Genomic DNA, 12,479 nt, shown 5'->3' with positions numbered 1-12,479 from the left:
TTAACGAGTCTCTGGACTCCTTAACCGCGCACGGGCGCGAAGCGCACTCGGACGGCGGTCCCCGCGGCGACGATCACGGCCACGCCGCCGACGACGGTGGCCCAGGTGAGTTGTTCACCCAGCAGCAGGGCCGCCCAGGAGATGGTCAACACGGGTTGGACCAGCTGGACTTGACTGACCTGCGCCATCGGCCCGATCGCGAGCCCGCGATACCAGGCGAAGAAGCCGAGGTACATGCTCACCACGCCCAGGTACGCGAATGCCGCCCACTCGGTCGGTGACCCGGTCGGCGGCTGCCGGATCGCCGAAACGACTGTCAGGACGACCATCAGCGGCGCGGCGCCCACCAGAGCCCAGGATATCGTCTGCCATGCACCGAGTTCGCGGGCGAGGAGGCCCCCCTCGGCGTATCCGATCGCGGCAGCGATGACGGCGCCGAACAGCAAAAGATCCGCCCAGTGCAACCGACCGACCCCGCCGCCCTGCAGGGATGCGAACACGACACACGCCACGGCGCCCACCCCGGCCATGATCCAAAACGACAGCGGCGGACGCTCTTTGCTCCGGACGACGGCCGCGACCGCCGTCGCCGCCGGCAGCAGCGCGATGACGACGGCACTGTGAATGGCAGGCGCGGTCGTCAGGGCGAAGGACGTGAGAAACGGAAAGCCGACGACGACTCCACCCCCCACTACGGCGAGACGCGCCCACTGCGCACCCCGCGGCAAGCGCTGCCGGGTCAGGGTCAGAGCCGCCGCCGCGAGGAACGCCGCGAGCACTGCCCTGCCCGATCCGATGAACAGCGGCGACAGCCCGCCCACCGCCACCCGAGTGAACGGCACCGTGAACGAGAACGCCGCCACTCCGAGCAGGCCCCACCCCAGACCGGCACGAGAAGGCGATATCACTGTTGCGCGAATAGGAGTAGCGCTACTATCTATCGTCATGATCAACGATAGCAGTACGCGCATCGTCGCGGCACTGGGCAAGTGGATCGGCCAGGCGCCACCCGGGGCGCGGCTCCCATCGACCCGTGCGCTGGTCGCCGAATACGCGGCAAGTCCGGTGACCGTGCAGAAGGCCCTGCGCACCCTCACCGCGCAGGGGCTGATCGAGAGCAGGCCCGGCGTCGGCACGTTCGTTCGCGCCGTTCGGACGGCGCGGCCGCTCGACTACGGATGGCAGACTGCTGCTCTCCGATCCCCGCAGAGCCGTCTGCCGTTGTCGTCGACTCCGATGCGCCGGGCCCCCAACGATGCGATCGCGTTGCACGCCGGCTATCCGGATCGCGAACTTCTACCGGAGCGCCTGATCCGGTCCGCGCTGACCCGGGCCGCGCGCAGCGACGCCGCGCTGTCGCCCTCTCCCGCCGCGGGCCTACCGGAGCTGCAGTCGTGGTTCGCCAATGAGCTCGGCCGCTCGACACCGGTCGGCGTCACGCCGCCCACGGCGAGCGACGTCATCGTGTTGCCGGGAAGTCAGAGCGGGCTCAGCTCGGTCTTCCGGGCCCTGGTTCCGGTCGGACAGCCGTTGCTGCTGGAGTCGCCCACCTACTGGGGGGCGATCCTGGCCGCGGCCCAGGCGGGAGTGCGCGTCGTCCCCGTCCCCAGCGGACCCGACGGTCCCGACCCGGACGAGCTGGCCCGAGCGTTCGAGGAGACCGGCGCCCGGGTGTTCTACGCTCAACCGAACTATGCCAACCCCACCGGTGCGCAATGGTCGAACCAGTTGTCCGAGAACATCTTGGAGGTGGTCCGGGCACACGGGGCCTTCCTCGTCGAAGACGACTGGGCCCACGATTTCGGGATCGACACCGACGCCAGTCCCGTTGCCGCGCACGATGACGCCGGCCACGTGATCTACCTTCGCTCGCTGACCAAGAGCGTGTCACCGTCCATCCGCATCGCCGCGGTCATCGCCCGCGGACCGGCCGGGGACCGCATCCTCGCCGACCGCGGCGCCGCGTCGATGTATGTCAGCGGACTCCTCCAGGCCGCGGCACTCGACGTCGTCACCCAGCCCGGATGGCAGACCCACCTGCGCAATCTCCGGCACCAACTCCGAGCGCGGCGCGACCTGCTCGTCACCAGCCTGCGCGAGCACGTCCCCGGCGCCCACCTCACCACCGTGCCCAAAGGCGGACTCAACCTCTGGGTGCGCCTGCCCGACGCAACGAACCTCCCGAAACTCGTCGCAGACTGCGAAGCCTCGGGAGTGCTCATCGCCGCCGGCTCCGAGTGGTTCCCCGCCGAACCCGCCGGTCCGTTCATCCGGCTCAACTACTCCGGCACCAACCCCGGCGCCTTCCCCGAGGGTGCGCGCGTGATCGGCGACAAACTCGCGGCTCCGCCGCCCGTGCGTGGTTGACGAGTCCAGAGACTCCTTTCCCACTCACAGGCGGCGAAGCCGCCTACCGCAGGACCGTCGGGCCCAGGAACTCGCACACCTGCAGGGCGAGTGCGAGATCCAGTTTGCTGTGCGTGCCGGTGGCCGGGTCGCCGAGTGCCTTGGTGATGCGGTATTTGACGGTGTTGCGGTGCAGGTTCATCTGCTGCGCGGTGTGGAGGTGGCTCTCGCCGGTCGCGAAGTAGGTGCTCAGCGTGGCCCGCAAGGTCGCGGCCTGGTCGGTGTTCTCCGCGAGCGGGCCGAGGACCTCCCACACCCACGCCCGGGTGGAGTCCAGGTTCTCGGCGAGGAGGGACACGACGGCGACGCCGCGGTCGCCGAAACCGACGATCGGCCGGACCTGGGTGTGGGGCACGGTGGCGACGGAGTAGGCGGCCCGCGCCTGTTCGTGCGACCGCCGGAATCCGGCGATCCCGGGTGCGGGCAGGCCGATCGCGGTCCGGATGCCCGGTTTCGACGGCAGGGCGGCGGCGAGTTCGGTGGTGTCGAGAACGGGCTTGCGGCGACCGAAAGGGAGCCAGGCCCAGAGGGTTCGGCGGTCGATGGCGGTGACGATGGGTGCGGAGTCGGTGGCGAGGTGACGGGCGAGGTCGCGCACGTAGTGGTCGAGGGCGTTGAGGCTCGCCTCGGTGTCGGCTCCGGTGGACCACAGGATCATCGCGACGTGCGTCTGGTCGAGCCGGTACTGCGTCTCGGCCTCGAACGCGGATCCGTCGGAGCCGGTCCCGGTGAGGAGGGTGTGGATGGTCGACGAGTGCACGTTGCCGCGGGCACCCAGCCACCGCCGCCGTTCCTGCTCGTAGGCGTCGAACACGTACAGCGTGATCCAGTCGATGTAGCTGTACACGACCTCCGAGATATGTTTGAGCACCGCGAGAGTCAGCGGTCCGGGCAGGTCGAGGGAGCTGACCTCGTCGTAGCAGATCTTCATCAGATCGTCCTGGCCCATGTGATACGCGCGCACCAGCGAGTTCGACGACACGTCGCGTTGCGCCAACCGCAGCGCGTACTCCACGGCGGCGGTGGTGGGCTGGAGATGGTCGACGGGAATGTCGTTGGCCAGGACGTGGACGATCGTCGAGACGTTGCCGTGCACACTGGCCTCGAGCAGTTCGACGAGCTGCGGGTTCTCGTCGAGTTGGTCGATCTCGTGCGCGAGCAGCGCGCTCATCGCGCGGGTGATCTCCGCCTGCCGCGCATCGAGTTTCCGTGCGATGCCGACCACGATGTCGAGGACCTCGGCCTCCGCCATCGCCGGCACCCGTGCCATCCGGCGCCGGGCACCGGCGCGGCGGTCGCCGGGGGCGGGACTGCTCACAGCACGTCCCCTCCGGCGCGGCGAAGCCGCCTGAGCGCGGACTGGGCGGCGTTGTACCCGCACATGCCGTGCGCGCCGGCGCCGGGCGGTGCGGACGCCGAGCACAGGTAGGTGCCGGGGATCCCGGTGCTGTACGGGTCGAGGGCGATCCGGGGGCGCAGCACCACCTGGGTTTCGGTGTTGGCGCCGCCGATGATGTCGCCGCCGACGTAGTTCGCGTTCGACGCGGCCAACTGCACGGGTCCACTGCTGACCGTGGCGACGACGCGGTCCCGGAACCCGGGGGCGAATCGTTCGATCTGCGCGACTACCGCCTCGGTCGCGTCCCCGGTGTACCCGTGCGGGACATGGGCGTACGCGTACAGCGGGTGCAGGTTCCCGTTCGACCGGCCGGGGTCGGCGACATACTGCTGCCCGACGAGGACGAACGGCCGCCGCGGCATCCGGCCCGTCGCGACGTCGCGTTCGGCGTCGGCGATCTCCGCGAAAGTGCCACCGAGGTGCACGGTTCCGGCGCGACCGCAGGCGGGGTCGGCCCACGGCACCCCGCCGTCGACGGCGAAGTCGACCTTGAACGCGGCCGGTCCGTGCCGGTACCGGCGGTAGGCTTTGGCGACCCGCGGCGGCAGCCGGTCGCCGAGGATGTCGGCGGCGGCGGACGGCGCGAGGTCGAGGAGGACGACGTCCGCCGGCGGAATGTCCCGGGGGCTGCGGACCCGGATGCCGGTGGTGATCTTGCCGCCCCAGTCGGTGAGCATCGCGGCGAGCGCGGCGGTGATCGACTGCGACCCGCCCTCGGCGACCGGCCAGCCGTAGCGGTGCCCGGCGGCGACGATCATCAACCCGACCGCGGACGTCGCGGGCCGGTCGAGGCGGTAGTACGCGTGCGCGGCGACGCCGCCGAACAGGGCGCGGGCCCTCTCGGTGCGCCACCAGCGGGCCGTGACGGTGGCCGGCAACAGGGCGCGCGGGCCGAAGCTCGCGAGCTTGATCGGGTGCCGGGGGATGTTCGCGATCGGGCGCATGAGGTCGGCGGCCAGGTCGTCGAAGCCGTCGGCGAGGCCGCCGAACATCCGCTGCCAGCGTGTTCCGTCGTCGCCCAGGCCGGCGGCGGTGTCCTCGACGGAGCGGTGCAGCAGCCCGGCGTCGCCGGTGTCGAGGGGGTGCGCGCAGTCGGTCTCCGGCCATTTCCAGGTCAGCCCGAACCGTTCGAGGTCGAGGGTCCGCAGGTACGGCGACCCGGCGCCCATCGGGTGGAACGCGGAGCATTCGTCGTGCAGCAGTCCGGGGACGGTGAGTTCGCCGGAGCGGGTGCCGCCCCCGATGGTGTCGGCGGCCTCGAGCACCTGGACGTCGACGCCGTGCCGGGCGAGGTGGACCGCGGCGGCGAGCCCGTTGGGCCCGCTACCGACCACGACCGCCGTCGTCACGGCCGCACCGCCACGTTCGACTTCGGCAACTCGCTCTCCCGCTCCTCGACGTCTCCCTCCAGTCTCCACTGCACGTCGAACGGAATGGGCCCGTTCGGCAGCCACGGCTGCTCGGCGATGGCGTCGGACACCTTGTACGTTCCCCGTTCGACGACTCCGAGCGCCGCGTCGATCACCTTGTACTCCTGGATGCCCTTGTGGATGGGCTGCGATTCGATCCAGGCGATCACGAATTCGCCGGGCGCGAAGTGGCAGCGCCGCTGGAGTGCGGCGATCAGGAACTCGTTGTGCAGGTGGCCGTCTCCGAAGTTGAACGCCACCAGGGAGTTACAGCTGAACTCGGCCTCCCGCAGCGAGTACGTGTCGATGTCGTCGCCGAGGTGGTTCATCAGCAGCGAGTACAACGCGCGGCCCTGGCTGTGCATCGACCGCCAGCCGAGCAGTTGGTGCATCACGACGTCCGCGACCTCCGGCGGGTACGTGGCGAGCAACTGGGTGCGGGTGTTCTGGCTGGGCCGCTTCACGAATCGGTCGAGCTTCTCCTCGGCGCCCGGCGCGAATGCCCAGGTGGCCGACGCCCAGTTGCCGGCGTACTGGCGCATCGACGGCAGGAACGAGACGAGGTCGGGGCGCAGGTTGCCGAGAATGGGGAAGAACACGAGCGCGGCGACGATCACTGCGGTCAGCCACACCGACGACATGTCGGCGACGCCGTACCCGTCCCAGGCGGGGAATCCGACGAACAGGAAGATCGACGCGTAGGCGAACAGGAGGTTCCATTCGAGCGGCACGGCGAGCGGGAACGTGGACAGGATGAACAGGTGGAACGCCACCATCAACGCGACCGCGAGCAGTGTCAGCGTGCGGTTGGTGGAGAACAGCAGCACCAGCGGTGTCACCACCTCCACGACGGTGCCGAGCACGTGGGCGACACCACCGGCGACGATCGACGGTCGCAGATCCTCGGGGAAGCTGCGGTAGTGGGCGCGCTTGATCTTCTTGAACGGCATCCACGGGGTGTTGGACAGCATCGGCGGCACCACCATCGAGAAGTGGTGGCCCAGCTTGGACACACCGGCGCCGACCCACACCGCCACGATGAGCAGCTTGAGCGCGATGATCATGTCCACGAACGGCAGGACGCCGAAGAAGACGACGGCCGGGAAGTACTGCTCGCCGCGGGCGGCGATGAAGATGACCTTGTCCCGCAGCCCGATCACGATCAGCAATGCGATCAGCGGCAACAGGAGGGTGGGGTTCACCAGGCCGTGGTTGCCGGGCAGCACCGCGTCGATGGACGGGGTGTGCACGCCGGCGAACCCGAGCGCGAGGACGATGTTGATCAGAATCGCGGCGTAGATGAGGACGTCGAACACGGTGCGGGTGTCCCCGGAGGTGAGCGGTACCTTCCCCGGCCACGGTGGGAGCCGGATGGTGCCGGGTCGCAGCCAGAACAGGGCGCCACCCATCATCGGCTTGAAGTGGCCGGCGAGCGGACCCCAGGAGCCGCCCAGGCCGATCGTCTCGACCAGCAGGGTCCACAGGATCAGCTTCTGGTACACGATCGGTGCGTTCCACCAGGTGCCGACGTCGAGCACGTGGTAACCGGAGGTGAACGTCGCGATCGACAGTCCGGCGCCGAGGTAGAGGACGAGCAGTTTCAGAATGTAGATGGTGTGCACCATCTTCGGGGTCCCGAAGCCGTAGTCGACCCAATGCGTCGACATGGCGCGCAGGCGGTCGCGGAACGGGAGGTCGAGGAAGGTGGCGGGGTCGACTTCGGGGAAGTTCCCGGTCTTGAATCCCATGGAAGGCTCCTTGCGGGTAGGGGTCATCGCCTCGGGTGGCGCCCGAGGTCTGGAGTGGTGCTGGATCAGTCGACGGTGGCGGGCCGGTGGCGGCTGCGCAGACCGGGCTTGTCGATCTTGCCGACGGCGTTGCGGGGCAGCGCGTCGACGATGTGAATGGCTACGGGCAGTTTGACTTTCGTGAGCCGGTCGCGCAGATGGTCGCCGAGCTGATCGTCGGTGACCGGGCTGTCGGGGTAGGCGACGACGTAGGCGACCGGGACCTCGCCGTACACGTCGTGCGGGGCGCCGATCACGGCGGCCTCGAGGACGTCGTCGTGGGTGGCGAGGGCGTTCTCGATCTCCTTGGGGTAGATGTTCTCTCCGCCGCGGATGATCATGTCCTTGATGCGGTCGACGAGGGTGAGGTAGCCGTCCTCGTCGAGGCGTCCGACGTCGCCAGTGTGCAGCCAGCCGTCGACGACGGTGCGTTCGGACTCGTCGGGCCGTCCGAGGTAGCCGCGCATCACGTTCGCGCCCCGGATCACCACCTCGCCGACGGTCCCCACCGGTGCCGGTGCGCCGGACTCGTCGACGATCGCGATGGTCTGGCCCGGCAGAGCGGGGCCGACCGTCCCCAGCTTGCGGACGCCGCCCGGCGGATTGCACGCCGACGCGCACGTCCCCTCCGTCAGCCCGTAGCCCTCGACGATGACGAGACCGAAACGCTGCTCGGCACGGTCGAGGAGTTCCTTCGAGATCGGGGCGGCCCCGCACACCGCGAACCGCAGCGACGAGAGGTCGGTGGCGGCGTCCTGGGACACCAGCAGGGCATAGATGGTCGGGACCGCGGAGAAGTACGTCGGGCGCAGGCGGGCGACGTCGTCGAAGAACCGGGCCGGGGAGAACCGTCCGGTGACGCTCAGCTGACCGCCGGCCAGCATCGGCGCAAGGAAGCTGACGCAGATCGCGTTGACGTGGAACAGCGGCAGGATCAGCAGGCAATGGTCGTCGGCGGTGAGCGAAAAGTGCTGCACCATCGACGAGCTCATGAACTGCAGATTCTCGTGCGTGAGCATCACACCCTTGGGGCGTCCCGTCGAACCGGACGTGTAGATCAGCAGGGCGAGGTCGTCGGCGCCGACGGTCGGGCCCGGCGCCCAGTCGGGGTCGGGGGTGACCGCCATGTCGTCGACGGCGATCGTCGGCCGTCCGCCGGTGGGTGCGTCCGGTCCCTCGTTGACGACGAGAACTGCGGCGGCGTCCGCGATCTGGTACTCGGCCTCCGTCGCGGTGAAGGTGGGATTGACCGGGGTCGCGGCCGCCCCGATCCGCCAGGACGCCATGAGGGCGACGAGCAGTTCGGCGCGGTTGGGCAGTATGATCGCGACGACGTCACCGCGACCGACGCCGTGCCCGGACAACTGCGCGGCGAACGCGTCGACCCGCTCCGCGAACTGCCGGTAGGTCAGGTCGAGGCGGTCGTCGCGCAGGCACGGCGCATCAGCGCGCTGTGCGGCGCGGTCCCAAGCGAAATAGCCGATGTGCGACACGATTTCGATCCCCTTCGGTGGTGGTGTGATGTACGACACTATCGGCGGGTTCGGGGGCGGGAAACGGTCTCGGGGGCTCGAGTTCGGACGCTGCGTTGTCACTCGAGCACAACCGCGGGTGTCCGGGGGTTGACACCGCGCCGCAGCCGCGGACAATATATGCAAATGCTTAGAAAATAAGCAGATGCTTAGAATTGAGGGGCTGCAGGTCCGCACCGACCGCCGTCCACCACGTCAATCGGTAGGAGTTACCCATGCCCGAGGCCGTCATCGTTTCCATTGCCCGTTCCCCGATCGGCCGTGCCATGAAGGGGTCGCTGGTCGGCATGCGCCCGGACGACCTCGCCGCGCAGATGGTGCAGGCGGCCCTCGACAAGGTGCCCGCACTCGACCCGACCGACGTCAACGACCTCATTCTCGGCTGCGGTCTGCCCGGCGGTGAGCAGGGCTTCAACATGGGCCGCAACGTCGCCGTCCAACTCGGCTACGACTTCATCCCCGGCACCACCATCACCCGCTACTGTTCCTCGTCGCTGCAGACCACCCGCATGGCGCTGCACGCCATCAAGGCCGGGGAAGGCGACGTGTTCATCTCCGCCGGTGTCGAGACGGTCTCCCGGTTCGTGAAGGGCAACTCCGATTCGCTGCCCGACACCCAGAACCCGCTGTACGCGGACGCGCAGACCCGCACCGAGAAGCTCGCCCAGGGCGGTCAGCAGTGGGTCGACCCCCGCGAGGAGGGCCTGGTCCCCGACACCTACATCGCGATGGGCCAGACCGCCGAGAACGTCGCCCAGGTCACCGGCATCACCCGCGAGGAGCAGGACCGCTGGGCGGTGCGCTCGCAGAACCGCGCGGAGGAGGCCATCAAGAGCGGCTTCTTCGAGCGGGAGATCACTCCGGTCACCCTGCCCGACGGCACCGTCGTGTCCACCGACGACGGCCCCCGCGCCGGCACCACCTACGAGGCCGTGTCCCAGCTCAAGCCGGTGTTCCGGCCGGACGGCACCGTCACCGCCGGCAACGCGTGCCCGCTCAACGACGGCGCCGCCGCCCTGGTCATCATGTCCGACACCAAGGCCAAGGAACTCGGACTGACGCCGCTCGCCCGGATCGTGTCCACCGGGGTGTCCGGTCTGTCGCCGGAGATCATGGGGCTCGGCCCGATCGAGGCGTCGAAGCGTGCCCTCGCGATCGCGGGGCTGGGCATCTCCGACATCGACCTCGTCGAGATCAACGAGGCGTTCGCGGTGCAGGTGATCGGGTCGGCGCGGGAGTTGAACATCGACGAGGACAAGCTCAACGTCTCCGGCGGCGCGATCGCCCTCGGACACCCGTTCGGCATGACCGGCGCCCGCATCACCGCGACCCTGCTCAACAACCTGACCACCCACGACAAGCAGTTCGGTCTCGAAACCATGTGCGTCGGAGGCGGTCAGGGCATGGCGATGGTCCTCGAGCGGCTGTAGGCGGCTCCGCCGCCCGTGAGTGGTTGACGAGTGCAGAGACTCGTTAACCACTCACGGGCGCGAAGCGCCTAGGCCAGGCCCGACAGCGGCGGCGGGGTGTTCTCGTCACGCCAGGCGATGGCCTCCTTCAGCGTGCCGAGGTCGTAGTCGGGGCCGCCGACGCCCACGGTGAAGAGGGTGACGCCGGCGTCGACGTGGGCTGCCGCGTCGTCGACGCCCGGCCACGACGTCGAGTGCTGGATGCTGTCGGGGCTGCGTCCGGCGCTGCGGGCGTGTTCGGCCAGGATCCCCGACTTACGTTGGTAGGTGTCCATGTCGCTGAAGCTGTGCCAGATGTCGCCGTACTTGCCGACCAGCGGCAACGTCTTCTTCTCGCCGCCGCCGCCGATGAGGATCGGAATGTGCCGGGTGGGTGCGGGTTCCAGCTTGGCGAACCGGGCGGTGATCCGTGGGAGGTACTCGGCCAGCAGGTCGAGGCGCGACCCGGCGGTGCCGAATTCGTAGCCGTACTCGTCGTAGTCGCGCTCGAACCAGCCCGAGCCGATGCCCAGGATCAGGCGTCCGCCGCTGATGTGGTCGACGGTGCGGGCCATGTCGGCGAGGAGGTCCGGGTTGCGGTAGCCGGCGCACGTGACGAGCGCGCCGATCTCCACCCGTTCGGTCTGTTCGGCGAACGCCCCGAGCATCGTCCAGCATTCGAAGTGGGCGCCTGCGGGGTCGCCGTACAGCGGGTAGAAGTGATCCCAGTTGAAGACGATGTCGACGCCGGCGTCCTCGGCCCGCAGCACCGCGTCGCGGATCAACCCGTAGTCGGGAGCGTGCTGCGGCTGAAGTTGGACGCCGATGCGAACTGGACGAGTCATTCTGGCTCCTCGGAGTAGACGGTGGGCCTTCTCGATCCATACTGCTCGCGCGACGGCCGGGCGCACAACGAACCGCCGAGCGGGCGGCGGCCGTGGAAGAGTGGGCGTGTGAAGGTCACCCGGCGGCCCGACCCGCCCACCGGCTTCCGGCGGGCGTTCTTCCGCGCGCCGATCCACCTCTACCGCTGCCATCTCGGGTTCCTGCTCGGCGGCCGGTTTCTGCTCCTCGAACACGTCGGACGCAAGACCGGCGCCCGAAGGCGGGTCGTGCTCGAGGTGGTCAACCACGACGCCGTCGGCGACGGGTACGTGCTGGCCGCCGGGTTCGGTCCCAAGTCCGATTGGTACCGGAACCTGCGGGCGCAGCCGAACGCGACGGCCCAGGTGGGCCGTCGGCGACTGTCCGTGACAGCCGAATTCCTCGACGCCGACACCGGCGCGGACTTCATGGCGCACTACGCGGCGGAGCATCCGAAACTCGCGATGCGGATCGCCCGGGGCATGGGTTTCGACGTCGACGGCAGCGCGTCCGACTTCCGGGCGGCGGGCCGCGAGATCCGGTTCGTCAGGCTGCGTCCCCGCGTCCTCGGGTGAGCCGCTCGGATTCCGTGATTGTCGCGCAATCGCTTTCGTGGTGTCAGGTCAGCGCGGGGAGCAGGCCGAGGAAGCGTCGGACGGCAGTGCGGTCGCCGTCGACGGCGGCGTCGCCTGCGTCGATCACCTCGTCGAGGTCGCGGCCGTAGAACGCCATGGACGTGAACACGGTGGATTCGGCCGAGACCACCGCATCGGGGTCGACGGCGCTGCCCCGCTCGATGACGAGCCCGTCGGTGGTGTCGATGCGGATGACGTCGCCCTCGCCGAGTCGTAGTTCGAGGCGCACGTTCACGTCACCCAGCGGGACGTCCTCGAGCATGGTCCGCATCGACAGCACGGTGGTCTCGTTGCTGACCTGCGCGCCGTGCGGCATGGCGGGCGAGCGCACTCCCCAGCGCCCCAGCGCCCGGAGCACCGGTTCGAGGTCGAGACCCCACTCGGTCAGCTCGTACACCTGGGCGCGCGCCGGAGGTCCGAGCGTGACCCGGCGTACGATGCCCGCCTCCTCGAGGTCGCGCAGTCGTTGCGACAGCACGTTCGCGCTGGCGCCGAGTACGCCGCTGCGGAGGTCGGTGAAGCGTTTGGGGCCGAGCATGAGTTCGCGGACCACGATCAGCGACCACCGCTCCCCGATCAGGTCGAGGGCGTGTGCGGCGGCGCAGCCGTCGTCGTAGGAACCGTAGGTACGTCGGGACGCCATACCACGATAGTACCAAATCACGACTAAGTGGTTGTGTTTTAGGACCATGCCTGGTTACGGTGGCTGACATGAGCGAATTCACCGCTGCCTCCGACGCTCGGACCACCACGGCCGGCGCTCGCGAATGGGCCGGTCTCGCCGTGCTCGGCCTGGCCTCGCTGCTCGTGTCCGTCGACGTGTTCGTGCTGCTGCTCGCCCTGCCGAGCCTGAGCCGCGATCTCGATGCCGGCGCCACCGAGCAGTTGTGGATCATGGACATCTACGGGTTCCTGCTCGTCGGTTTCATGCTGACCGCGGGCACCCTCGGCGACCGGATCGGCCGCCGCACCCTGCTGCTCCTCGGCGGTGCCGGGTTC

The 12,479-nt window shown here is 69.2% G+C and carries 10 protein-coding genes and 1 pseudogene; 4 read left to right on the top strand and 7 right to left on the bottom strand.

Annotated elements, in window-relative coordinates; all coding sequences use genetic code 11:
- Nucleotides 1-20: 20 nt before the first annotated feature.
- Nucleotides 21-947, bottom strand: a complete 927-nt coding sequence (locus ACFU5V_RS22160; protein WP_378701884.1) for a DMT family transporter — start codon at nucleotides 945-947, stop codon at nucleotides 21-23.
- On the opposite strand from ACFU5V_RS22160, the gene ACFU5V_RS22155 reads away from it, so the two are divergent.
- Nucleotides 946-2,367 carry a PLP-dependent aminotransferase family protein gene (locus ACFU5V_RS22155; protein ID WP_378701882.1) on the top strand — a complete coding sequence of 474 codons (1,422 nt, stop codon included), beginning with the start codon at nucleotides 946-948 and terminating at the stop codon, nucleotides 2,365-2,367. The genes ACFU5V_RS22160 and ACFU5V_RS22155 overlap by 2 nt on opposite strands.
- Nucleotides 2,368-2,410: 43 nt before the next feature.
- Here the strand turns inward: ACFU5V_RS22155 and ACFU5V_RS22150 are convergent, their stop codons facing one another.
- The 4 genes from ACFU5V_RS22150 to ACFU5V_RS22135 form a co-directional block, all read right to left on the bottom strand.
- Nucleotides 2,411-3,724 carry a PucR family transcriptional regulator gene (locus ACFU5V_RS22150; RefSeq protein ID WP_378701880.1) on the bottom strand — a complete coding sequence of 438 codons (1,314 nt, stop codon included), beginning with the start codon at nucleotides 3,722-3,724 and terminating at the stop codon, nucleotides 2,411-2,413.
- On the bottom strand, nucleotides 3,721-5,154 hold the full coding sequence (locus ACFU5V_RS22145) for a phytoene desaturase family protein (protein ID WP_378701878.1): 1,434 nt from the start codon (nucleotides 5,152-5,154) through the stop codon (nucleotides 3,721-3,723). Before ACFU5V_RS22145 ends, ACFU5V_RS22150 begins: the two co-directional genes overlap by 4 nt.
- Complete coding sequence (locus ACFU5V_RS22140; RefSeq protein WP_378701875.1) at nucleotides 5,151-6,962, bottom strand: DUF3556 domain-containing protein; 1,812 nt, start codon at nucleotides 6,960-6,962, stop codon at nucleotides 5,151-5,153. Before ACFU5V_RS22140 ends, ACFU5V_RS22145 begins: the two co-directional genes overlap by 4 nt.
- 65 nt (nucleotides 6,963-7,027) lie before the next feature.
- Nucleotides 7,028-8,494, bottom strand: coding sequence for a class I adenylate-forming enzyme family protein (locus tag ACFU5V_RS22135; protein ID WP_378701873.1), 1,467 nt, complete (start codon nucleotides 8,492-8,494; stop codon nucleotides 7,028-7,030).
- 254 nt (nucleotides 8,495-8,748) lie between these two features.
- Between ACFU5V_RS22135 and ACFU5V_RS22130 the strand changes: the two genes are divergently transcribed.
- Nucleotides 8,749-9,963, top strand: a complete 1,215-nt coding sequence (locus tag ACFU5V_RS22130; RefSeq protein WP_378701871.1) for an acetyl-CoA C-acetyltransferase — start codon at nucleotides 8,749-8,751, stop codon at nucleotides 9,961-9,963.
- Between the two features lie 68 nt (nucleotides 9,964-10,031).
- Here ACFU5V_RS22130 and ACFU5V_RS22125 read toward each other — a convergent pair whose 3' ends face one another.
- Nucleotides 10,032-10,826, bottom strand: coding sequence for an LLM class F420-dependent oxidoreductase (locus ACFU5V_RS22125; protein WP_378701869.1), 795 nt, complete (start codon nucleotides 10,824-10,826; stop codon nucleotides 10,032-10,034).
- 108 nt (nucleotides 10,827-10,934) lie between these two features.
- Here ACFU5V_RS22125 and ACFU5V_RS22120 point away from each other — a divergent pair, with 108 nt between their 5' ends.
- Nucleotides 10,935-11,420: a nitroreductase family deazaflavin-dependent oxidoreductase gene (locus tag ACFU5V_RS22120; RefSeq protein WP_378701867.1), complete on the top strand. Its 486-nt coding sequence runs from the start codon at nucleotides 10,935-10,937 to the stop codon at nucleotides 11,418-11,420.
- Between the two features lie 43 nt (nucleotides 11,421-11,463).
- On the opposite strand, the gene ACFU5V_RS22115 is transcribed toward ACFU5V_RS22120, so the two are convergent.
- Entirely contained in the window at nucleotides 11,464-12,123 is a 660-nt protein-coding gene (locus tag ACFU5V_RS22115; RefSeq protein ID WP_378701865.1) for a winged helix-turn-helix transcriptional regulator, read from the bottom strand.
- A 68-nt stretch (nucleotides 12,124-12,191) separates the two neighbouring features.
- Here ACFU5V_RS22115 and ACFU5V_RS22110 point away from each other — a divergent pair.
- Nucleotides 12,192-12,479 (top strand): annotated as a pseudogene (locus ACFU5V_RS22110) (MFS transporter); the annotation flags it as partial.

Origin of the sequence: Rhodococcus sp. NPDC057529 (genome assembly GCF_042802055.1) — a bacterium.
Lineage (GTDB): Bacteria > Actinomycetota > Actinomycetes > Mycobacteriales > Mycobacteriaceae > Rhodococcus_F.
This window is presented reverse-complemented; position numbering and strand designations above follow the sequence as displayed.

What these genes read in the sequence shown, in the direction of transcription:
- ACFU5V_RS22155 (WP_378701882.1), top strand. Translation starts at nt 946, where the DNA reads ATGATCAACGATAGCAGTACGCGCATCGTCGCGGCACTGGGCAAGTGG.
- ACFU5V_RS22160 (WP_378701884.1), bottom strand. Translation starts at nt 947, where the DNA reads ATGACGATAGATAGTAGCGCTACTCCTATTCGCGCAACAGTGATATCG.
- ACFU5V_RS22140 (WP_378701875.1), bottom strand. Translation starts at nt 6,962, where the DNA reads ATGGGATTCAAGACCGGGAACTTCCCCGAAGTCGACCCCGCCACCTTC.
- ACFU5V_RS22130 (WP_378701871.1), top strand. Translation starts at nt 8,749, where the DNA reads ATGCCCGAGGCCGTCATCGTTTCCATTGCCCGTTCCCCGATCGGCCGT.
- ACFU5V_RS22125 (WP_378701869.1), bottom strand. Translation starts at nt 10,826, where the DNA reads ATGACTCGTCCAGTTCGCATCGGCGTCCAACTTCAGCCGCAGCACGCT.
- ACFU5V_RS22115 (WP_378701865.1), bottom strand. Translation starts at nt 12,123, where the DNA reads ATGGCGTCCCGACGTACCTACGGTTCCTACGACGACGGCTGCGCCGCC.